At 47.1% G+C, this 13,024-nt stretch carries 10 protein-coding genes and 2 pseudogenes; 3 read left to right on the top strand and 9 right to left on the bottom strand.

Going from position 1 to position 13,024, the window contains the following annotated elements:
• Positions 1-289, top strand: a pseudogene (locus tag B5D40_RS13490) (hypothetical protein); the annotation flags it as partial.
• A gap of 42 nt (positions 290-331) precedes the next feature.
• Here the strand turns inward: B5D40_RS13490 and B5D40_RS13485 are convergent.
• Positions 332-817: pseudogene (locus B5D40_RS13485) on the bottom strand (site-specific DNA-methyltransferase); the annotation flags it as partial.
• A 610-nt stretch (positions 818-1,427) separates the two neighbouring features.
• A complete protein-coding gene (locus B5D40_RS16665; RefSeq protein WP_233134320.1) occupies positions 1,428-1,859 on the bottom strand; it encodes a hypothetical protein in 432 nt (143 codons plus the stop codon).
• 289 nt (positions 1,860-2,148) lie between these two features.
• Here B5D40_RS16665 and B5D40_RS16565 point away from each other — a divergent pair, with 289 nt between their 5' ends.
• Positions 2,149-2,394, top strand: a complete 246-nt coding sequence (locus tag B5D40_RS16565; RefSeq protein ID WP_073304133.1) for a DUF4417 domain-containing protein — start codon at positions 2,149-2,151, stop codon at positions 2,392-2,394.
• 96 nt (positions 2,395-2,490) lie between these two features.
• Here the strand turns inward: B5D40_RS16565 and B5D40_RS13460 are convergent, their stop codons facing one another.
• The 7 genes from B5D40_RS13460 to B5D40_RS13430 all read right to left on the bottom strand — a co-directional run bounded on the left by B5D40_RS13460 (position 2,491) and on the right by B5D40_RS13430 (position 11,462).
• On the bottom strand, positions 2,491-4,413 hold the full coding sequence (locus B5D40_RS13460; RefSeq protein ID WP_078777328.1) for a tetratricopeptide repeat protein: 1,923 nt from the start codon (positions 4,411-4,413) through the stop codon (positions 2,491-2,493).
• Positions 4,414-4,430: 17 nt separating this feature from the next.
• Complete coding sequence (locus B5D40_RS13455) at positions 4,431-6,143, bottom strand: tetratricopeptide repeat protein (protein WP_078777327.1); 1,713 nt, start codon at positions 6,141-6,143, stop codon at positions 4,431-4,433.
• Entirely contained in the window at positions 6,143-6,985 is an 843-nt protein-coding gene (locus B5D40_RS13450) for a sigma-70 family RNA polymerase sigma factor (protein ID WP_078777326.1), read from the bottom strand. Before B5D40_RS13450 ends, B5D40_RS13455 begins: the two co-directional genes overlap by 1 nt.
• Before the next feature lie 47 nt (positions 6,986-7,032).
• The gene (locus B5D40_RS13445; protein WP_078777325.1) at positions 7,033-7,329 is read right to left on the bottom strand and encodes a DUF971 domain-containing protein; all 297 of its coding nucleotides are present in this window, start codon (positions 7,327-7,329) and stop codon (positions 7,033-7,035) included.
• Positions 7,329-8,447: an Mrp/NBP35 family ATP-binding protein gene (locus B5D40_RS13440; protein WP_078777324.1), complete on the bottom strand. Its 1,119-nt coding sequence runs from the start codon at positions 8,445-8,447 to the stop codon at positions 7,329-7,331. The genes B5D40_RS13445 and B5D40_RS13440 overlap by 1 nt, the downstream gene beginning before the upstream one ends.
• Positions 8,448-8,931: 484 nt before the next feature.
• Positions 8,932-9,690: a tetratricopeptide repeat protein gene (locus B5D40_RS13435; RefSeq protein ID WP_073304145.1), complete on the bottom strand. Its 759-nt coding sequence runs from the start codon at positions 9,688-9,690 to the stop codon at positions 8,932-8,934.
• Complete coding sequence (locus tag B5D40_RS13430; protein ID WP_078777323.1) at positions 9,687-11,462, bottom strand: BatD family protein; 1,776 nt, start codon at positions 11,460-11,462, stop codon at positions 9,687-9,689. Before B5D40_RS13430 ends, B5D40_RS13435 begins: the two co-directional genes overlap by 4 nt.
• A gap of 36 nt (positions 11,463-11,498) precedes the next feature.
• Here B5D40_RS13430 and B5D40_RS13425 point away from each other — a divergent pair, with 36 nt between their 5' ends.
• Complete coding sequence (locus B5D40_RS13425) at positions 11,499-12,869, top strand: ATP-binding cassette domain-containing protein (RefSeq protein ID WP_078777322.1); 1,371 nt, start codon at positions 11,499-11,501, stop codon at positions 12,867-12,869.
• Positions 12,870-13,024 lie beyond the last annotated feature (155 nt).

The raw sequence follows: 13,024 nt of genomic DNA, 5'->3' as shown, positions 1-13,024 counted from the left end.
GAAAAACGCGACTTACTACCAGAAGAAAAAGGCTCACAAGCTTTTTTGCAAGAGGGCTGGCATCGAGCCTATCAACGGCCACCTGAAAAGCGACCACCGTATGGGCAGAAATTTCTACAAGGGAATCTTTGGCGACATGCTCAATGCAAAGCTTGCTGCGGCAGCGTTCAACTTCAAGAGGGCCATGAGGCGCTTTTTTGCCCTGTTGGAATGGCTATACTGTTTTTGCCTTCTGTGGAACGGAATGAACAAAAAATGCGAACGTCCTTATCTTGCGTTCGCAAAGTGACTTTTTAAGGGCTGACTTTTTAGAAAGAAAAGACCCTTTTCTTTTTTTGAACCAAATAATTTGTCCCACAAAATTCCCCGCCCCGAAAATCTCGTCGCAAATCAGTTTCAGGTTCGCCTGCTCGTTGTCGTCGATGCTGATGAAAATCGCCCCGTCGTTGGCCAGCAGTTTTTGCAACAACTTGAGCCGCGGATACATCATGCAAAGCCACTTGTCGTGCCGGGTCAAATCCTCGCTTTCTTTGCCCACCACTTCGCCAAGCCACTTTCGCACCTTGGGGGAATTCACGTTGTCGTTATAGACCCAGTTCTCGTTGCCGGTGTTATACGGCGGATCGATGTAGATGCACTTGATGCGGCCTTCGTATTCGGGGAGGAGCGACTTGAGCGCTTCCAGGTTGTCGCCGTGGATAATTTTGTTGCCCGGCTCGCCGTCGCCAAAATCGTATTTCTTTTCCAGAACCCGGTAGGGAACATCCAGATGGTGGTTCAAAACGGCGTCTTTGCCAATCCAGGAGAGCGAGGGCATGGGGGCCTCATATACAAAAAGGTTAAACTTTCCGTTTTAACCCTTACCCTCAACAAGAAGAATCCTTCAGCCTGGCCAATAAAAAAGGCGTGGAATCGTCCGACTTGTAACCAATGAGGCTCGGCTAAAAGCCCTGTATACTACAAGCACGAACATCCCACGCCCCAATAGGGACGTGAGCGTTCGCCTTATTCTCGCATACATTTGAAATTTTAGCCGATTTCATTGGTGAGAATAAGAGCAAAAACTCTAAAACCGATCGCCCAAAGTTTTACAACAAAGGGCTATGTCCATGCTAATTTAGCATAAAAAAGGCCTGTTTTGATTGACTCACGAGGTCAATTATCATCAAAAATGAAAAACGCACAACTTACACGCCAACCAAAGAGATCTGACTATTGCTTTTGCACGAAAATTGAATTCTATACCGGATAGCGATATTAGCAATATTTTAAGCATTTTGAACAAGGGGAAAAAGTAATGGCAAACACATCTGTCCTAAATAAAATTTGAAATAAACAAAACTGCCAATTTCGATATGAATACGGCAATTTTTTGAAAATCCCAAAATCATAGGCATTGACGCCGCTAGGGCGAACGGCTTCTGAAGTTAGATGTCAAGCGGGATTGAGCGGAACAGGTTCGGCCTAAGGGCCGTAACGAAACAGGAAAAGCCGAGCGGAATGAGTTTCGATTCCCTGCGGTTGCTGTCCGAAACATCCTTGACTTCCCTCAGAAGGAGCATCGATATCATGGAAGCGTAGACCTGTATCTCCACGGCGTTCCGGGTGGTTCCCATAAAAGACTCGATCTCTAGTTCTGTTTCAACGACTTGAAGAAGTTCTCCACTTCCCAGCGAGCCTTGTACAGCTGCACGATCGTAGATGCGGCCCGCGCGAAAGAGTTTGTAAAGAAGCGCATGTCCGTTTCTTTTCCGCGCACGAGGACTTTTGCCCAGATTCGAACGCGACGGAATGCCTTCTATGCCGAGGTTCGGGAGTGATCCCCCGATTGTCTCCAAGGTCTTGACGGTAGGTTTCAACGAGTCCGACCTTGCAAAACAGGCGAAAATCATCGTCGCAAGCATTAGGCATGTCGGTGTTTTTGTTGGGGTTATGGGCTAATAAAAATCTTAGCAAAAATCGCCGACACTTTTTAATTTTTACATTGTTTCTAACTGTTTAGGACAATTGTGAAATCATTGAACCCTCAGGACTTGTTCCCTTTTCCAAGCGGCAGAAAGCCAGGGATCGATTCGTACACTTCTATGAACACGAGGCTCATTATCAGGATTTTACCAACCATCCTGAAAAATATATCAGATTCCCAATGTGCGATGGGGCGACGAAAGGACTTTTACAACCGTAGAATTGCCGGAAGCGGTCGCATTTGTCGGCATTCCGCACCATTCAATCGTTTCAATCGGGACATACGGATGTTGCCAGACTCAAGACGAGAAACGATTGATGCATTTGGGCGTTGTTTATGGCGCCATGCCCAAAAATGTTTTTTGCGATTTGCCCAATGAACCGAGATTTTTGCGGTTTGACAATTGGGACAAGGAGCGTCACGCATGATTTAATTTGACCAAGGCTATAAAAAGACCCGCAATTTCAAGTTTGCTTGCGGGCAGGAGCGAAATATGGAGAAAGAAACGCAAAATCAAAAGACCGTCATTCAAAGTCGTACATGCTGTTATACGAATTTTCCAGTTCTTCATCCTCGGTGACTTTAATGTCCGGACCTTTTTTCTTGTTGTCCGATTCCGCAATTCCTTCGTAATACTGCTTCGAAAGCTTTTCCACATATTCCGTGTTCTGCTCCACCCTTCTCCGCAGGCGAGCGAGCGATTCCTCGGTGATGGTCAAGCGGTTTTGCAACCGTTGTTCCGCATCTTTTCCCCAAGGCGTATTGCGATAATCCTTCCGTAGAATTTTAAATGCAGCAGCCGCGCTGTCTTTTGTTTCAGGGGACATTTCCCAAATAATCGCTTTCATATACAGCGACTGAATGCCCGCTTGCGTTTCCGGATACGCCTGATATACGGAATCAAATGCGCTCAAGGCGTGCGCATACGCCGAATCGACCTCTTCCATTTGTTCAAGCGGGACTTCTTGCGCTGCCACCCAAGAACTTTCCGCAAACAAGAACATCTCGTGCGCCATGTCTTCGGGAGTTTTCACGGTGACTTTGAATCCCAAGTTGATTTGTGCCTGTTTTGCATAATCCGTATGCGGATATTTGGCGATGATTTCTTTGTAAAGCTCTTCCGCTTTTTCATCGTCTTCTTTGAATTCGTCGTAAATAAAAGCCCTGGCGTAAGTCGCCCGCATCACGATGGAAGAATCCTGCGCTTCGGCGATAATGCGATCCAGTCGGACAAGCGAGCTGTCCAATTCCGAAAGTTTGAAAAGGAACAATTCCGCGATTTGAAATTCCGTATCGAAGAATGCTTTTTTGGCGGCGTCCGTAGTGTCCGCAAGGGAATCCTTTTCACGAAGAGCCAAAAGTTTTTTTAATGCGTCCCGGCGTTCTCTGGCATTTTTTCCCCAGCTGCACACCGGTTTGGAAAGAAAGCTGGAATCGTAATAAGCGAGAGCCGGTTCGTATTCCCGTTTTTCGGTCTGGTAAAAATCGCCCAAGTTGAAAAATCCGCGAGACGCATACTCCGTTTTTTCATATTCGCTGGTCACATGATGCAAAACCGCTTCGCCCTCGGTCCAATTTCCCGCCAAAAGCAGCAATTCCCCTCGCCGCACAGTCATATCGGGCAGATATTGTTCGTAATCTTTATTCGCTATCATGGCCTTGTATTCATCGGCCGCCGGAGCGAAAGATTTTGTCAAAGCCAAACATTCCGCCGCATGCAAAGCCGCCGAATACTGGTCGCGTAAAGGAAGCTCCACGATTTCCTTCGCCTGATAATGCTTGCGCGCATTCGGATAATTTTCCATTTTAAAATACAACGACGCCAATCGAAGATGGGCGCGCCCGCGCATATACGGAGTCCCATTCGAGTCCGCGAGCATTTTTTCGAGAGCGGCAATCGCCTGTTCCGTAAAGTCGCCTTTTTCTTCCAAAAGCGAAAGCAGATTCAAACCTTCCTGATAAAAAGGATGGGAATCCCCCGCATCCAAAACGGACTGCAACGCAAAGCGGCTTATATCGTATTCGCCGTTTTTGTAAAGGCAAAACGCCCGTTCATATTCCACTTTGGGCATGGAATCATGATCCGAAAAATAGCGTTCAAATTCATCGTATTTGGCAACGGCTTTGCTCCATTCTCCCTTGTGTCGAAAGCTTTCCCCGATGAGAAAAACCGCACGAGCCGTTTGGCGATCATTGTCGGGAAAACGTTCCAAAACACGGGAACCCTTTTCTATCACCTTGTCGTATTTTCTGGCGGCTTCGCCGGTCGCCACCAAATCGGAATCGCCGGGAAGAGAATCCGCGCGAGCTTCTTCCAACTTGGTCGCATCTTCATAATTGCGATCCGCATTAAAAATATGATTCAAGTATGCGCAGCAGGTGCAGCCTTCAAAAAGCGAAGCTACCGCAATTACCCAAGAAACCAATATAAAATGCCGAATGCGCATGGTATAAAAACTACAAATCAATACAGGGATAGATATTTTAAATAATCGCAAAGCCGGGTTCCTTCGGGAATTTTCGCTTTATCCAAACGAATCATTCGGACTTCTTCGGGTTTTCCGACAATGCGAGCGAGCAATTCAAAATTATCCCGGGTTTCCCAAATCGCCCCGGACATCACCGTTCCGTCACAATCCGTTTCTCCCGTTTCCGATCCGACGCCAGAAAGACGGGTGTTGTGCTGAAAAAGCGACGTGTAAATTTCCGGAGTTTTGGATTCCTTGGAATTTAAAAGGACGTTGGAATCCGTTACAACAACGTGAACACCATAAAATTTTCCCTTTTCGTCAAAAAGCGCCGTATAGCGGTGAAAATAGGGAGCTTCAAAAAATTTTTCCTGCCACGCACTTTTCCCGATTTTTTTGAAATTCGCCGCCGAATATTTTTTGAAAAATTCTTTTTCCGTCGCCCCGTAACGCACCAGATAATGGCCCAAGCTGGACTCAAACGAGTGTTCCGATATCGGAAGGGTTCGCATACTGTCAATAGCCCGAGAGAGATCATCGACCAGCAAGCTCTTTTTGGTTTCGCGAACGGACGGCGCCGCAGAAGCTTCCTGAATTCGAATTGCGATTTCTGGGTAAGCGGCATCCCGATTCTGGATTTCCAAAAATTGCAATTTGGCCCGTTCAAAATCCCGACCTTTCAAATACGCTTTGCCAAGAGCTTCCCGAAGAGGCAAATTCTCCGGATACTGCTGAACTAGCGGTTCCAAGATATCGTAAGCAACTTGGGCGCGTTCCTGCGGAGAGAGCGAAACTCCCGACGTACCCGGCGTCGATTTCTGCCCCAACGAAAGCAGGGCTTCTGTAGCAAAAGCATATCCCGGACGAATGGCCAAAGCCCGACGATAAGTCGCTTCAGCGGAATCAAAATGCCCGTCGTATTCTTGCAACATTCCCTGCAAGCAAAGCAAGTCCACATCCACAGGGAATTGAGAAAGGGCATATTCCACAATCAATTCGCAACTGTCCAAACGCCCTTCGTCGTGATAAACTTGCGCCAATCGAAAATAGGCCCGGGAATCGTCCCCTTTCCAAAGGCTGATCGCCGTTCGAGCCTCCTGCGCACTTTCCGCATACCGACCGGACTTAAAAAGCAAATCCGCATATAAAAGGCGAGCTTCGGCAAAGGCGGGCGCTTTTTGAGTCGCCACACGCGCAAGTTCCAAAGCGGTACTTGAACTGTTCGCCTTGTCCGCTAAACGCGCATCCATGTAAAAGGAAACCGATGATTCCGGATAGCGACGCCGCAAAGTCTTTTCCATGACATCCAACTGGGAACGCCATATCGGTTGCAGCGAATCCTCGTTTAACGACAGAAGAGAATTAACCACTCCCCATTCGGCAACAAAAGCTCCCGGATATTGCAGGGCAATCGCTTCATAAACTTCTGCGGCATCTTCATACCTTCCGCTTTTTTGCAAATCGGCGGCTCGACGCAGTTCCTGTTGCGTCGTCAAAGGCATCATTTCCATGCCGGCAAGGGAATCCGGAGTGTCGCCCCAAAGAAGGCGAGTTCCCCCCGGGAGTCCAAAAGGAACCGTCACCACTTCTACGCACCGAGGACCGACTTTCAAATAGATGGTATGGGCCAAAAGTGCCAGGAATGCACCGCCGAGAAGAGTCAAAAAAAATACAGCCGCCCGTCGCGCTTTTGCTTTGGAAACGAACATCAGCCTTCCAGAAAGTCGCTCAAGCGGTCACGTTTTTCTTTATTCTTTTGCAATTTGCGGAGGGTTTTATTCTTTATCTGCCGAACCCGCTCGCGACTCAATTTCAAATCTTCGCCGATATCTTTGAGAGTCGTATCTTCCACGGCATCCAGTCCGTAGAACATCCGTAAAATTTCTTCTTCTCGATGGCTCAAGGACTTTAGAGTTTCTTCAATAAGAGCTTTGCGCTCCTTTTTTTCCATTTCGGATTCTTGATTGCCGTCGGTTCCCAAAATGTCCAGCAGAGAACTGACCGAATCCCCCGAAGCGCTGTCGTCGTTGATAGGTGCGTCAATGGAAATATCAATGATTTTTTCCATGACTTCGACAATATCCTGTTCCGAACCGGCAAATTCAGGCATCGCCATGGTACGTTCGTAATCGCCGCCGTTCTGCACCAAAGCCCGCTTGAAGCGGTTCACCATCGTCAATTTATTTGGCGGAATACGAACCGGGCCAACTTGTTCAAACAAAGCTTTTTGGATGGACTGTCGAATCCACCAGACAGCATAGCTGATAAATTTGACGTCTTTAGAGCTGTCAAAACGTTTTGCCGCTTTAAAAAGTCCCAAGTTGCCTTCGTTGATCAAATCCAGCAGGGAAAGTCCACGGCCTTGGTATTTGCGCGCAACGCTGACAACAAAACGGAGATTCCCGCGGATCAAATGCTGCAAAGCGCGTTCGCGAATTTCGTCGGACTCTCCATTCTTGATAATGGCGATAAGCGTCGCTTCTTCCTCCGGTTTCAATGTGGGAAACCGGTTCAAATCACGAAAATACAACGATTCGTTAAAATCACTCATATTGGAACGACCTACGCCAAATAGTTTTACGCATCAAATATGGTTTTTTACGGCGTTTTCGTCAAACGCTTTAAAAAATCATAAGGGTAAATTCCCGTTCGATGCCCATCATTCCACAAGATTCCAAGCGCATAACGCCCGATGGAACGAACGCTTTCAATGCCTATATCTTCTGGAACGGTTTTCGGGTCCAATAATTTTTCTCCGGTATTTTCATCGACGCAAAGGGCACACGGACACGCTAAACGCAAATCCCGCAAACGAAATACCGCTTTGGACTCGTCATCAAATTCAATGCCGAGTTCCCCATTTGGGGTGCGAAAAATTTTTAAAGGCTGTATCATCACGACTCCAAGGGGATTTCGTCCCAACGCAAGTTGAAATTATGCAGGACCTTTCCAGTCGAATGTTCCAACTGTGCAATCGCCTGAATGGTTTTCCCCGCAATCTCTGTAAAGGCTTGCCCGCTTGCGCTATTCGGGTAGCGCAAAACCACTGGAGTTCCCAAATCGCCACAATCGGCAACGGAAGGTTCAAGCGGAACTTTACCCAGCATCGGAACTCCGAGGGCCTTGGAAATGCGTTCGCCGCCACCAGACCGGAAAATGTCGTGCTGTTTTCCGCAGCCATCGCATATAAAGTAACTCATATTTTCAATAATGCCCGCCGACGGAACTCCCACGCTATCAAACAGGGCAAGCCCTTTCCGGCAATCTGCTAGAGCCACTTCCTGCGGCGTCGTCACGACAACGGCACAAGTAAGCGGACACTGCTGAGTCAAAGTCAATTGAATATCGCCTGTTCCGGGCGGAAAGTCTATCAGCAGATAGTCCAGTTCTCCCCAGCGAACTCGATGCAAAAAATTCTGAATCATCTGACTAGCCATGGGTCCCCGCCAAATCGTCGCCTTGTCCGATTCCGCAAACATCGCCATGGAAATCAATGAAATGCCGCCTTTGGTTTCTACAGGAGCAATGGTTCGGTCATCAAAAATTTCCGGAAGCGCATCCACGCCAAACATAATGCTCATCGAAGGCCCATAAATATCCGCATCCAGAATTCCCACTTTGGCGCCCGCCAAGCTGAGAGCCATCGCCAAATTTGCGGTGACAGTGGATTTTCCAACGCCGCCTTTACCGCTAGCCACGCCAACAATGCGCTTCACATCCTTGAGAAGAGCGTTGTCGCTGGGTGCCGCCGTCGCCGAATCCACAACACGCCCATTCGCAGTAAGGGTTACGTCCGCAGAGCGCGCTCCAATATCCCGCAAAATCTGTTCGCATTGGGTTTTAAAACGATCCCGAATCGGGCAAGCCGGAGTTGTCAGTTGCAAATCCAGCGAGACATCGCCTGCGTCAGAAATTTTCACATTGCGGACAAAGCCGAGTTCCACGATATTCTTTTTCAAGTCCGGATCGCGAACAACGGATAAAGCTTGTAAAATTTGTTCTTCGTTAAGCACGGAATACCTACTTTAGGCCACCTCTAAAAATCCAGCCTTTCAAAGTGGCCAATGCCTCCAGCATTGCCCACTCTTCGTTCCTGCCGCCCATCGATTAGTTCGACAAAGCTGTTTTAAGAGATAGTCTTTGCATTAAAAATAGAAAATCGATGGCCAAAAAAAGACGCCTTTTGAAAAGAGTCGATAAAACGCCGATTAAAAAAGGATACGAAAAATCAACTACGGAATCGAAGATTCCAAGTTTCAAGAAACCCGTAAGAGGCAACCATTTCTCCAATGCTCCTAACTACCCTCTAACCATAGTTCGGCAAGCTCACCAACCGTACTTCGACAATCGCTCCCTGAGCCTGTCGAAGGGCACTCGCCGCTAATCACTGACCACTATTCACTGATCACTAACTTGCGTGAAACGATTACGAGCAAATCAGGGATAACGCATCCTCGATTTCATTCCATTTTTTACCGAAGACTTCTAAAAGTCTCCCTATTTTACAATTCCGATTTCACTGATTTTAGCGAAGCCATTGACTTTTTCTCCCAAGCGCACATGAACCCAGCCATCTTTCACTTGAAGAACTTCAACTTCCGTCCCTTCGGAAAGCATGTTCAAAGTCTGGTCTTTATCGTTTGGGCCGCTAGTAATATCCGCCGATTCAGCAACGACAACCCCAAGAAAATAAGTATTCTCCCGATAGATTTTATAACCGGCACTGCACCCTAAAATGCCAAGTAAAATGGCGACAGGCAACACCGCAAACGCCAGCACCATCTTCGTTTTGGGATTGGCAACCAAAATTCGTCCCACGCAAAGCGCGAGAATGAACCAGACCAATCCGAGAATGAACATCAACTGCTGCCGTAACGTGAAAAAGTGATGCGTTTGAAACAAAAAAGACAAAATCGGATTTTCTTCGATCGAGGAATCGTCCACCTTGTCTTTCGTCATGCTTTTGGCGAGATTCAAGTTGTATTGAATGTCCGCATCCGTCGGATTCAACAACAACGCTTTTTCATAATTCAAAATGGCAAATCCGATTCGTTTTTCCCGAAAATAGGCATTTCCCAAATTGTAATACAAATCCGCGTTTTGAAACCCGCCATCCACACAATTTTGCCAAGCTTCCACCGAGGACGCAAAATCGCCCGCTTGATAAGCGGCGGCTCCCGTATAAAGGGTTTTGCAATTTTCGTCAGCAAATGCAGAGGCCAAAATCAGCGCCAAAAGAAAACACACTTTTTTCATTTTAAAACCTCCAGAGTATCACACAGCGATTCGAATTCCGAAAGAGACGCCTTTCTTTCTTCCGAGGTTCCAGACACGGGGGCAAATCGCGCAAAAGCGCATTTTTCCTGCCACTCGAGAACCTTTTGCACATTCTCTTCCGACACGCCCAATTCCGTCAAATTTTGTTTCACGGATTCTTTGGTCATTCCCCGAAATTCCCGGTTGGAAAGATCCGAAAGATACCCGACAAGCCCATTTTCCAGAGCGGCGTAAAATTCCCTGCCATCGGACTTTTCCAATGCGGCTTTCGCCTGAGACACGTAACGTTTCAAATTCTTGTTGGCCTTCGCTTTGCGCATTAAAGCCGAATTGCCCGCCCGTTTGCGATGCAATCGAACAAAGATGCAGAAGATAAAATACAGCGGAATAGGAAGCCCGAGCAAAACCCAAAACAGAATCGATTTATACAGCGGAAGCGTCTGCATAGAAACAGATTGAATCTGATGCATGTAACGGATATCCCGACCCAAAGATTCGATTTCTTCTTTTACGACCGGCGCATTGCCAATAGGCGAATTCATTTCTCCAACCGTCGCCAAAGAATTTCCCTTTTCCACTTTGATTTTCCAGGGGCCTTCCGACTGGCTTTCATAGCGGCGTTTTGCCGGATTGAACCAATTGTATGTAATCGCGGGGATTTCAAACTCGCCTTTCTTTTTGGGATACAGGAAAATCCGAATATTTTTTGTCGTAATGACTTTTCCCCCGCTGATTTTTTTCTTGATGTCCGTTTCCGGCGGTACCGAACGGAATTCCGAAAAATTCGGCAGAACGGGATCCGTAATTGTTCCCGGCTTGCCGTCTCCAGAAATTTGGATGGACAGAGTGAGCGCATCGCCTAAAACCAAAGAATCCTTATCGAACGAAGCCTTGAAATGGTAAGAGCCGACCATTCCCGAAAAATCGACAGGCTTGTTCTGCGCGGGCAACGGAAGCACTGAAATTTCCAGAGGAGCCGTCTGCGTCTCGGCCTCTTCGGGTTCTTGCTGGACGCTTTTGAAGCTCATCGAAAAACCGCCATGGCTCTGGTTCTTTTCGACAATTTTCGGGGCGCCGACTTTCATGTATTTGAATTTGAAAGGCGGAATCGAAACTTTACCCGTCTTGACCGAAGAAAGCCAAGCGAATTTCGCGCTGCCGCGAGTTTCCATAGGCGCATCCGGAATCGGAGAAAGCTTTAAATCGGAAAGATCGGAACGATGCGCGATAAAATCATTTCCCAAATCCATATTGGTCGCCACCAAATTCCCTTGGAAATGTTCAAACGTGTGAATGGAAAGGGTTACGGAAAGCTGCTCCCCTTCATAAACGGAACGCTTGCTGGGCGAAAGAGAAACTTCAACAGCGGCGGCATCATAAGACCTTTGCACTTCAATTGCCGGACGTGCAATTTCGTATTCCTCACCCTGAATTTTCCAAGTTAAAATACCAGCGACAACTCTTCCCGTTTTTTTGGGAGCGGTCAATTTAAAATTGTAACGACGAACGGCATAGCCCCTGCCAAAAAAATCTTCTACACGGGTATCTGTCGAATCCATTCCCCGATAGACAAAACCATTTTGCGGAGTAAAATTCGGAACATCCCGAGATTCAGCCAATTCGCGGATGGGAACATCTAGACGCAATTCAAAAGCCATTCCCGATTCAATTCGATCCGTGCTGTAATTCAAAGTCATTCGAGCCGACGCCAATGCGACAACCGAAAGAAGTAAAAACAATAAGTTTCTCATAACAACTAAAAGATACAAAAAAGCTATCTTTGAGCCATGCAATACAAGACATTGGATTCTCTATTTGAAACGCATTCCAAAATTCAAATGATAGGTTCCGTGGGCAGCGGGAAATCGCATCTTTTACGAGAATTTGCACAAACACATTTGAACGTCGCGCTTTCTTCTACAGAAATCCAACGTCGCATCCAACGGGCTTTAACTCCGTTCTGGCAAGGACGATTCATCAGCCTTCGCGATGACGATGCCCCGCGGGTCCGCGATTTGCTTTTAAAGCCCAAATTTTTTCTGCAAACAGATCGCTACGTTGAAGATGAACCGTTTGCAGCAACCAATCCAGACAAACTAGAAGAAGCTTTGCAAATGGCCGGGCTTCCCGATACGGTTCTGCGCGTAAAACTGCTAAGCCTTTCCAATGGAGAATTGCGTCGAATTCTTTTGGCGCGCCTATGGATGGAATCGCCCGATTACATATTGCTGGACGATCCGTTTGGCGGTTTGGACCCCGAATACAGAAAACGCCTTGCTCAAGCGATTTTAAAAATGACGGAAGCCGATGTAAAATTGGCGGTCAGCTTGCAACGTCCCGAAGAGTTGCTTCCGAAAATTCCCGCATTTGTCTATGAAAATGGCGAATTTCACGAATACGACGGAGAGCTGCCAACGGAAATCGCCCAAGAAAGCAAAAGCAAGCCGGAACCGACCCACTATGAAATTCAGGAATTGCGCAAACCCGAGATTTCCGGAGAAACCCTTTTTGATTTGAATCATGTACATATTGAATACGGCTCCACACAAGTGATCAAAGACCTCTCTTGGCAAGTAAAAAAAGGAGAGCACTGGGTTGTCATGGGGCAAAACGGAGCGGGCAAAAGTACGTTGCTGGCACTTCTTTCCGCCGACCATCCGCAAATGTATTCCAACGATATTACTTTGTTCGGAAAGAAGCCGGGACACGGATTAAACATTTGGGAACACAAAGCTCAAATCGGATTTTTTTCGCCTGAACTAGCCACGCAATACAGAGAAAAGCTGAGTATTGAAGAAGTTCTTTGTACGGGATTTACAACAGGGCTCGGCTTATTTTCACCGCCATCGTGGGAAGAAAAAGCCAAAGCAAAAAAATGGCTTCAAGAACTGGGTTTTCCAAATGCAGAGCGTCCATTTCAAACGCTTTCGGCCACGGAACGCCGACTGATTCTCATCGCTCGCGCCGCCATTCGCCCGCCCAAAGTTTTAATTTTGGACGAACCGACGCAAGGGATGGAAAATGAATTTCGAAGTCGCCTTTTTGACTTGCTGCAATTCCTTTCTCAAGCAACTACCCTCATTATGGTGACGCATTATCACGAAGAATGGCCTCCTTGCATGACGAATGTCCTGTATATGCCGAAATTTTCCTTGTAGCGATTAGCGGCTAGTGCCTATCCATTTTCCATGGAAACGCGAAGCATTTTTTAAGTCGCCAACAACCGTTCTTATTTAGTCGTCCCTTAAAATCCCGCCCAGCCCGCATAACTATTGGGAAAAACTGATTTCTACCCTGTGAAAATATTGCAAGG

The organism is Fibrobacter intestinalis (assembly GCF_900167415.1).
In the GTDB taxonomy this organism is placed as follows: domain Bacteria; phylum Fibrobacterota; class Fibrobacteria; order Fibrobacterales; family Fibrobacteraceae; genus Hallerella; species Hallerella intestinalis.
This window is presented reverse-complemented; position numbering and strand designations above follow the sequence as displayed.

Excerpts from the sequence above, each read along its gene's own strand:
- B5D40_RS13455 (WP_078777327.1), bottom strand. The coding sequence starts at position 6,143 with ATGTTCGTTTCCAAAGCAAAAGCGCGACGGGCGGCTGTATTTTTTTTG.
- B5D40_RS13460 (WP_078777328.1), bottom strand. The coding sequence starts at position 4,413 with ATGCGCATTCGGCATTTTATATTGGTTTCTTGGGTAATTGCGGTAGCT.
- B5D40_RS13430 (WP_078777323.1), bottom strand. The coding sequence starts at position 11,462 with ATGAGAAACTTATTGTTTTTACTTCTTTCGGTTGTCGCATTGGCGTCG.
- B5D40_RS13450 (WP_078777326.1), bottom strand. The coding sequence starts at position 6,985 with ATGAGTGATTTTAACGAATCGTTGTATTTTCGTGATTTGAACCGGTTT.
- B5D40_RS13445 (WP_078777325.1), bottom strand. The coding sequence starts at position 7,329 with ATGATACAGCCTTTAAAAATTTTTCGCACCCCAAATGGGGAACTCGGC.
- B5D40_RS13425 (WP_078777322.1), top strand. The coding sequence starts at position 11,499 with ATGCAATACAAGACATTGGATTCTCTATTTGAAACGCATTCCAAAATT.
- B5D40_RS13435 (WP_073304145.1), bottom strand. The coding sequence starts at position 9,690 with ATGAAAAAAGTGTGTTTTCTTTTGGCGCTGATTTTGGCCTCTGCATTT.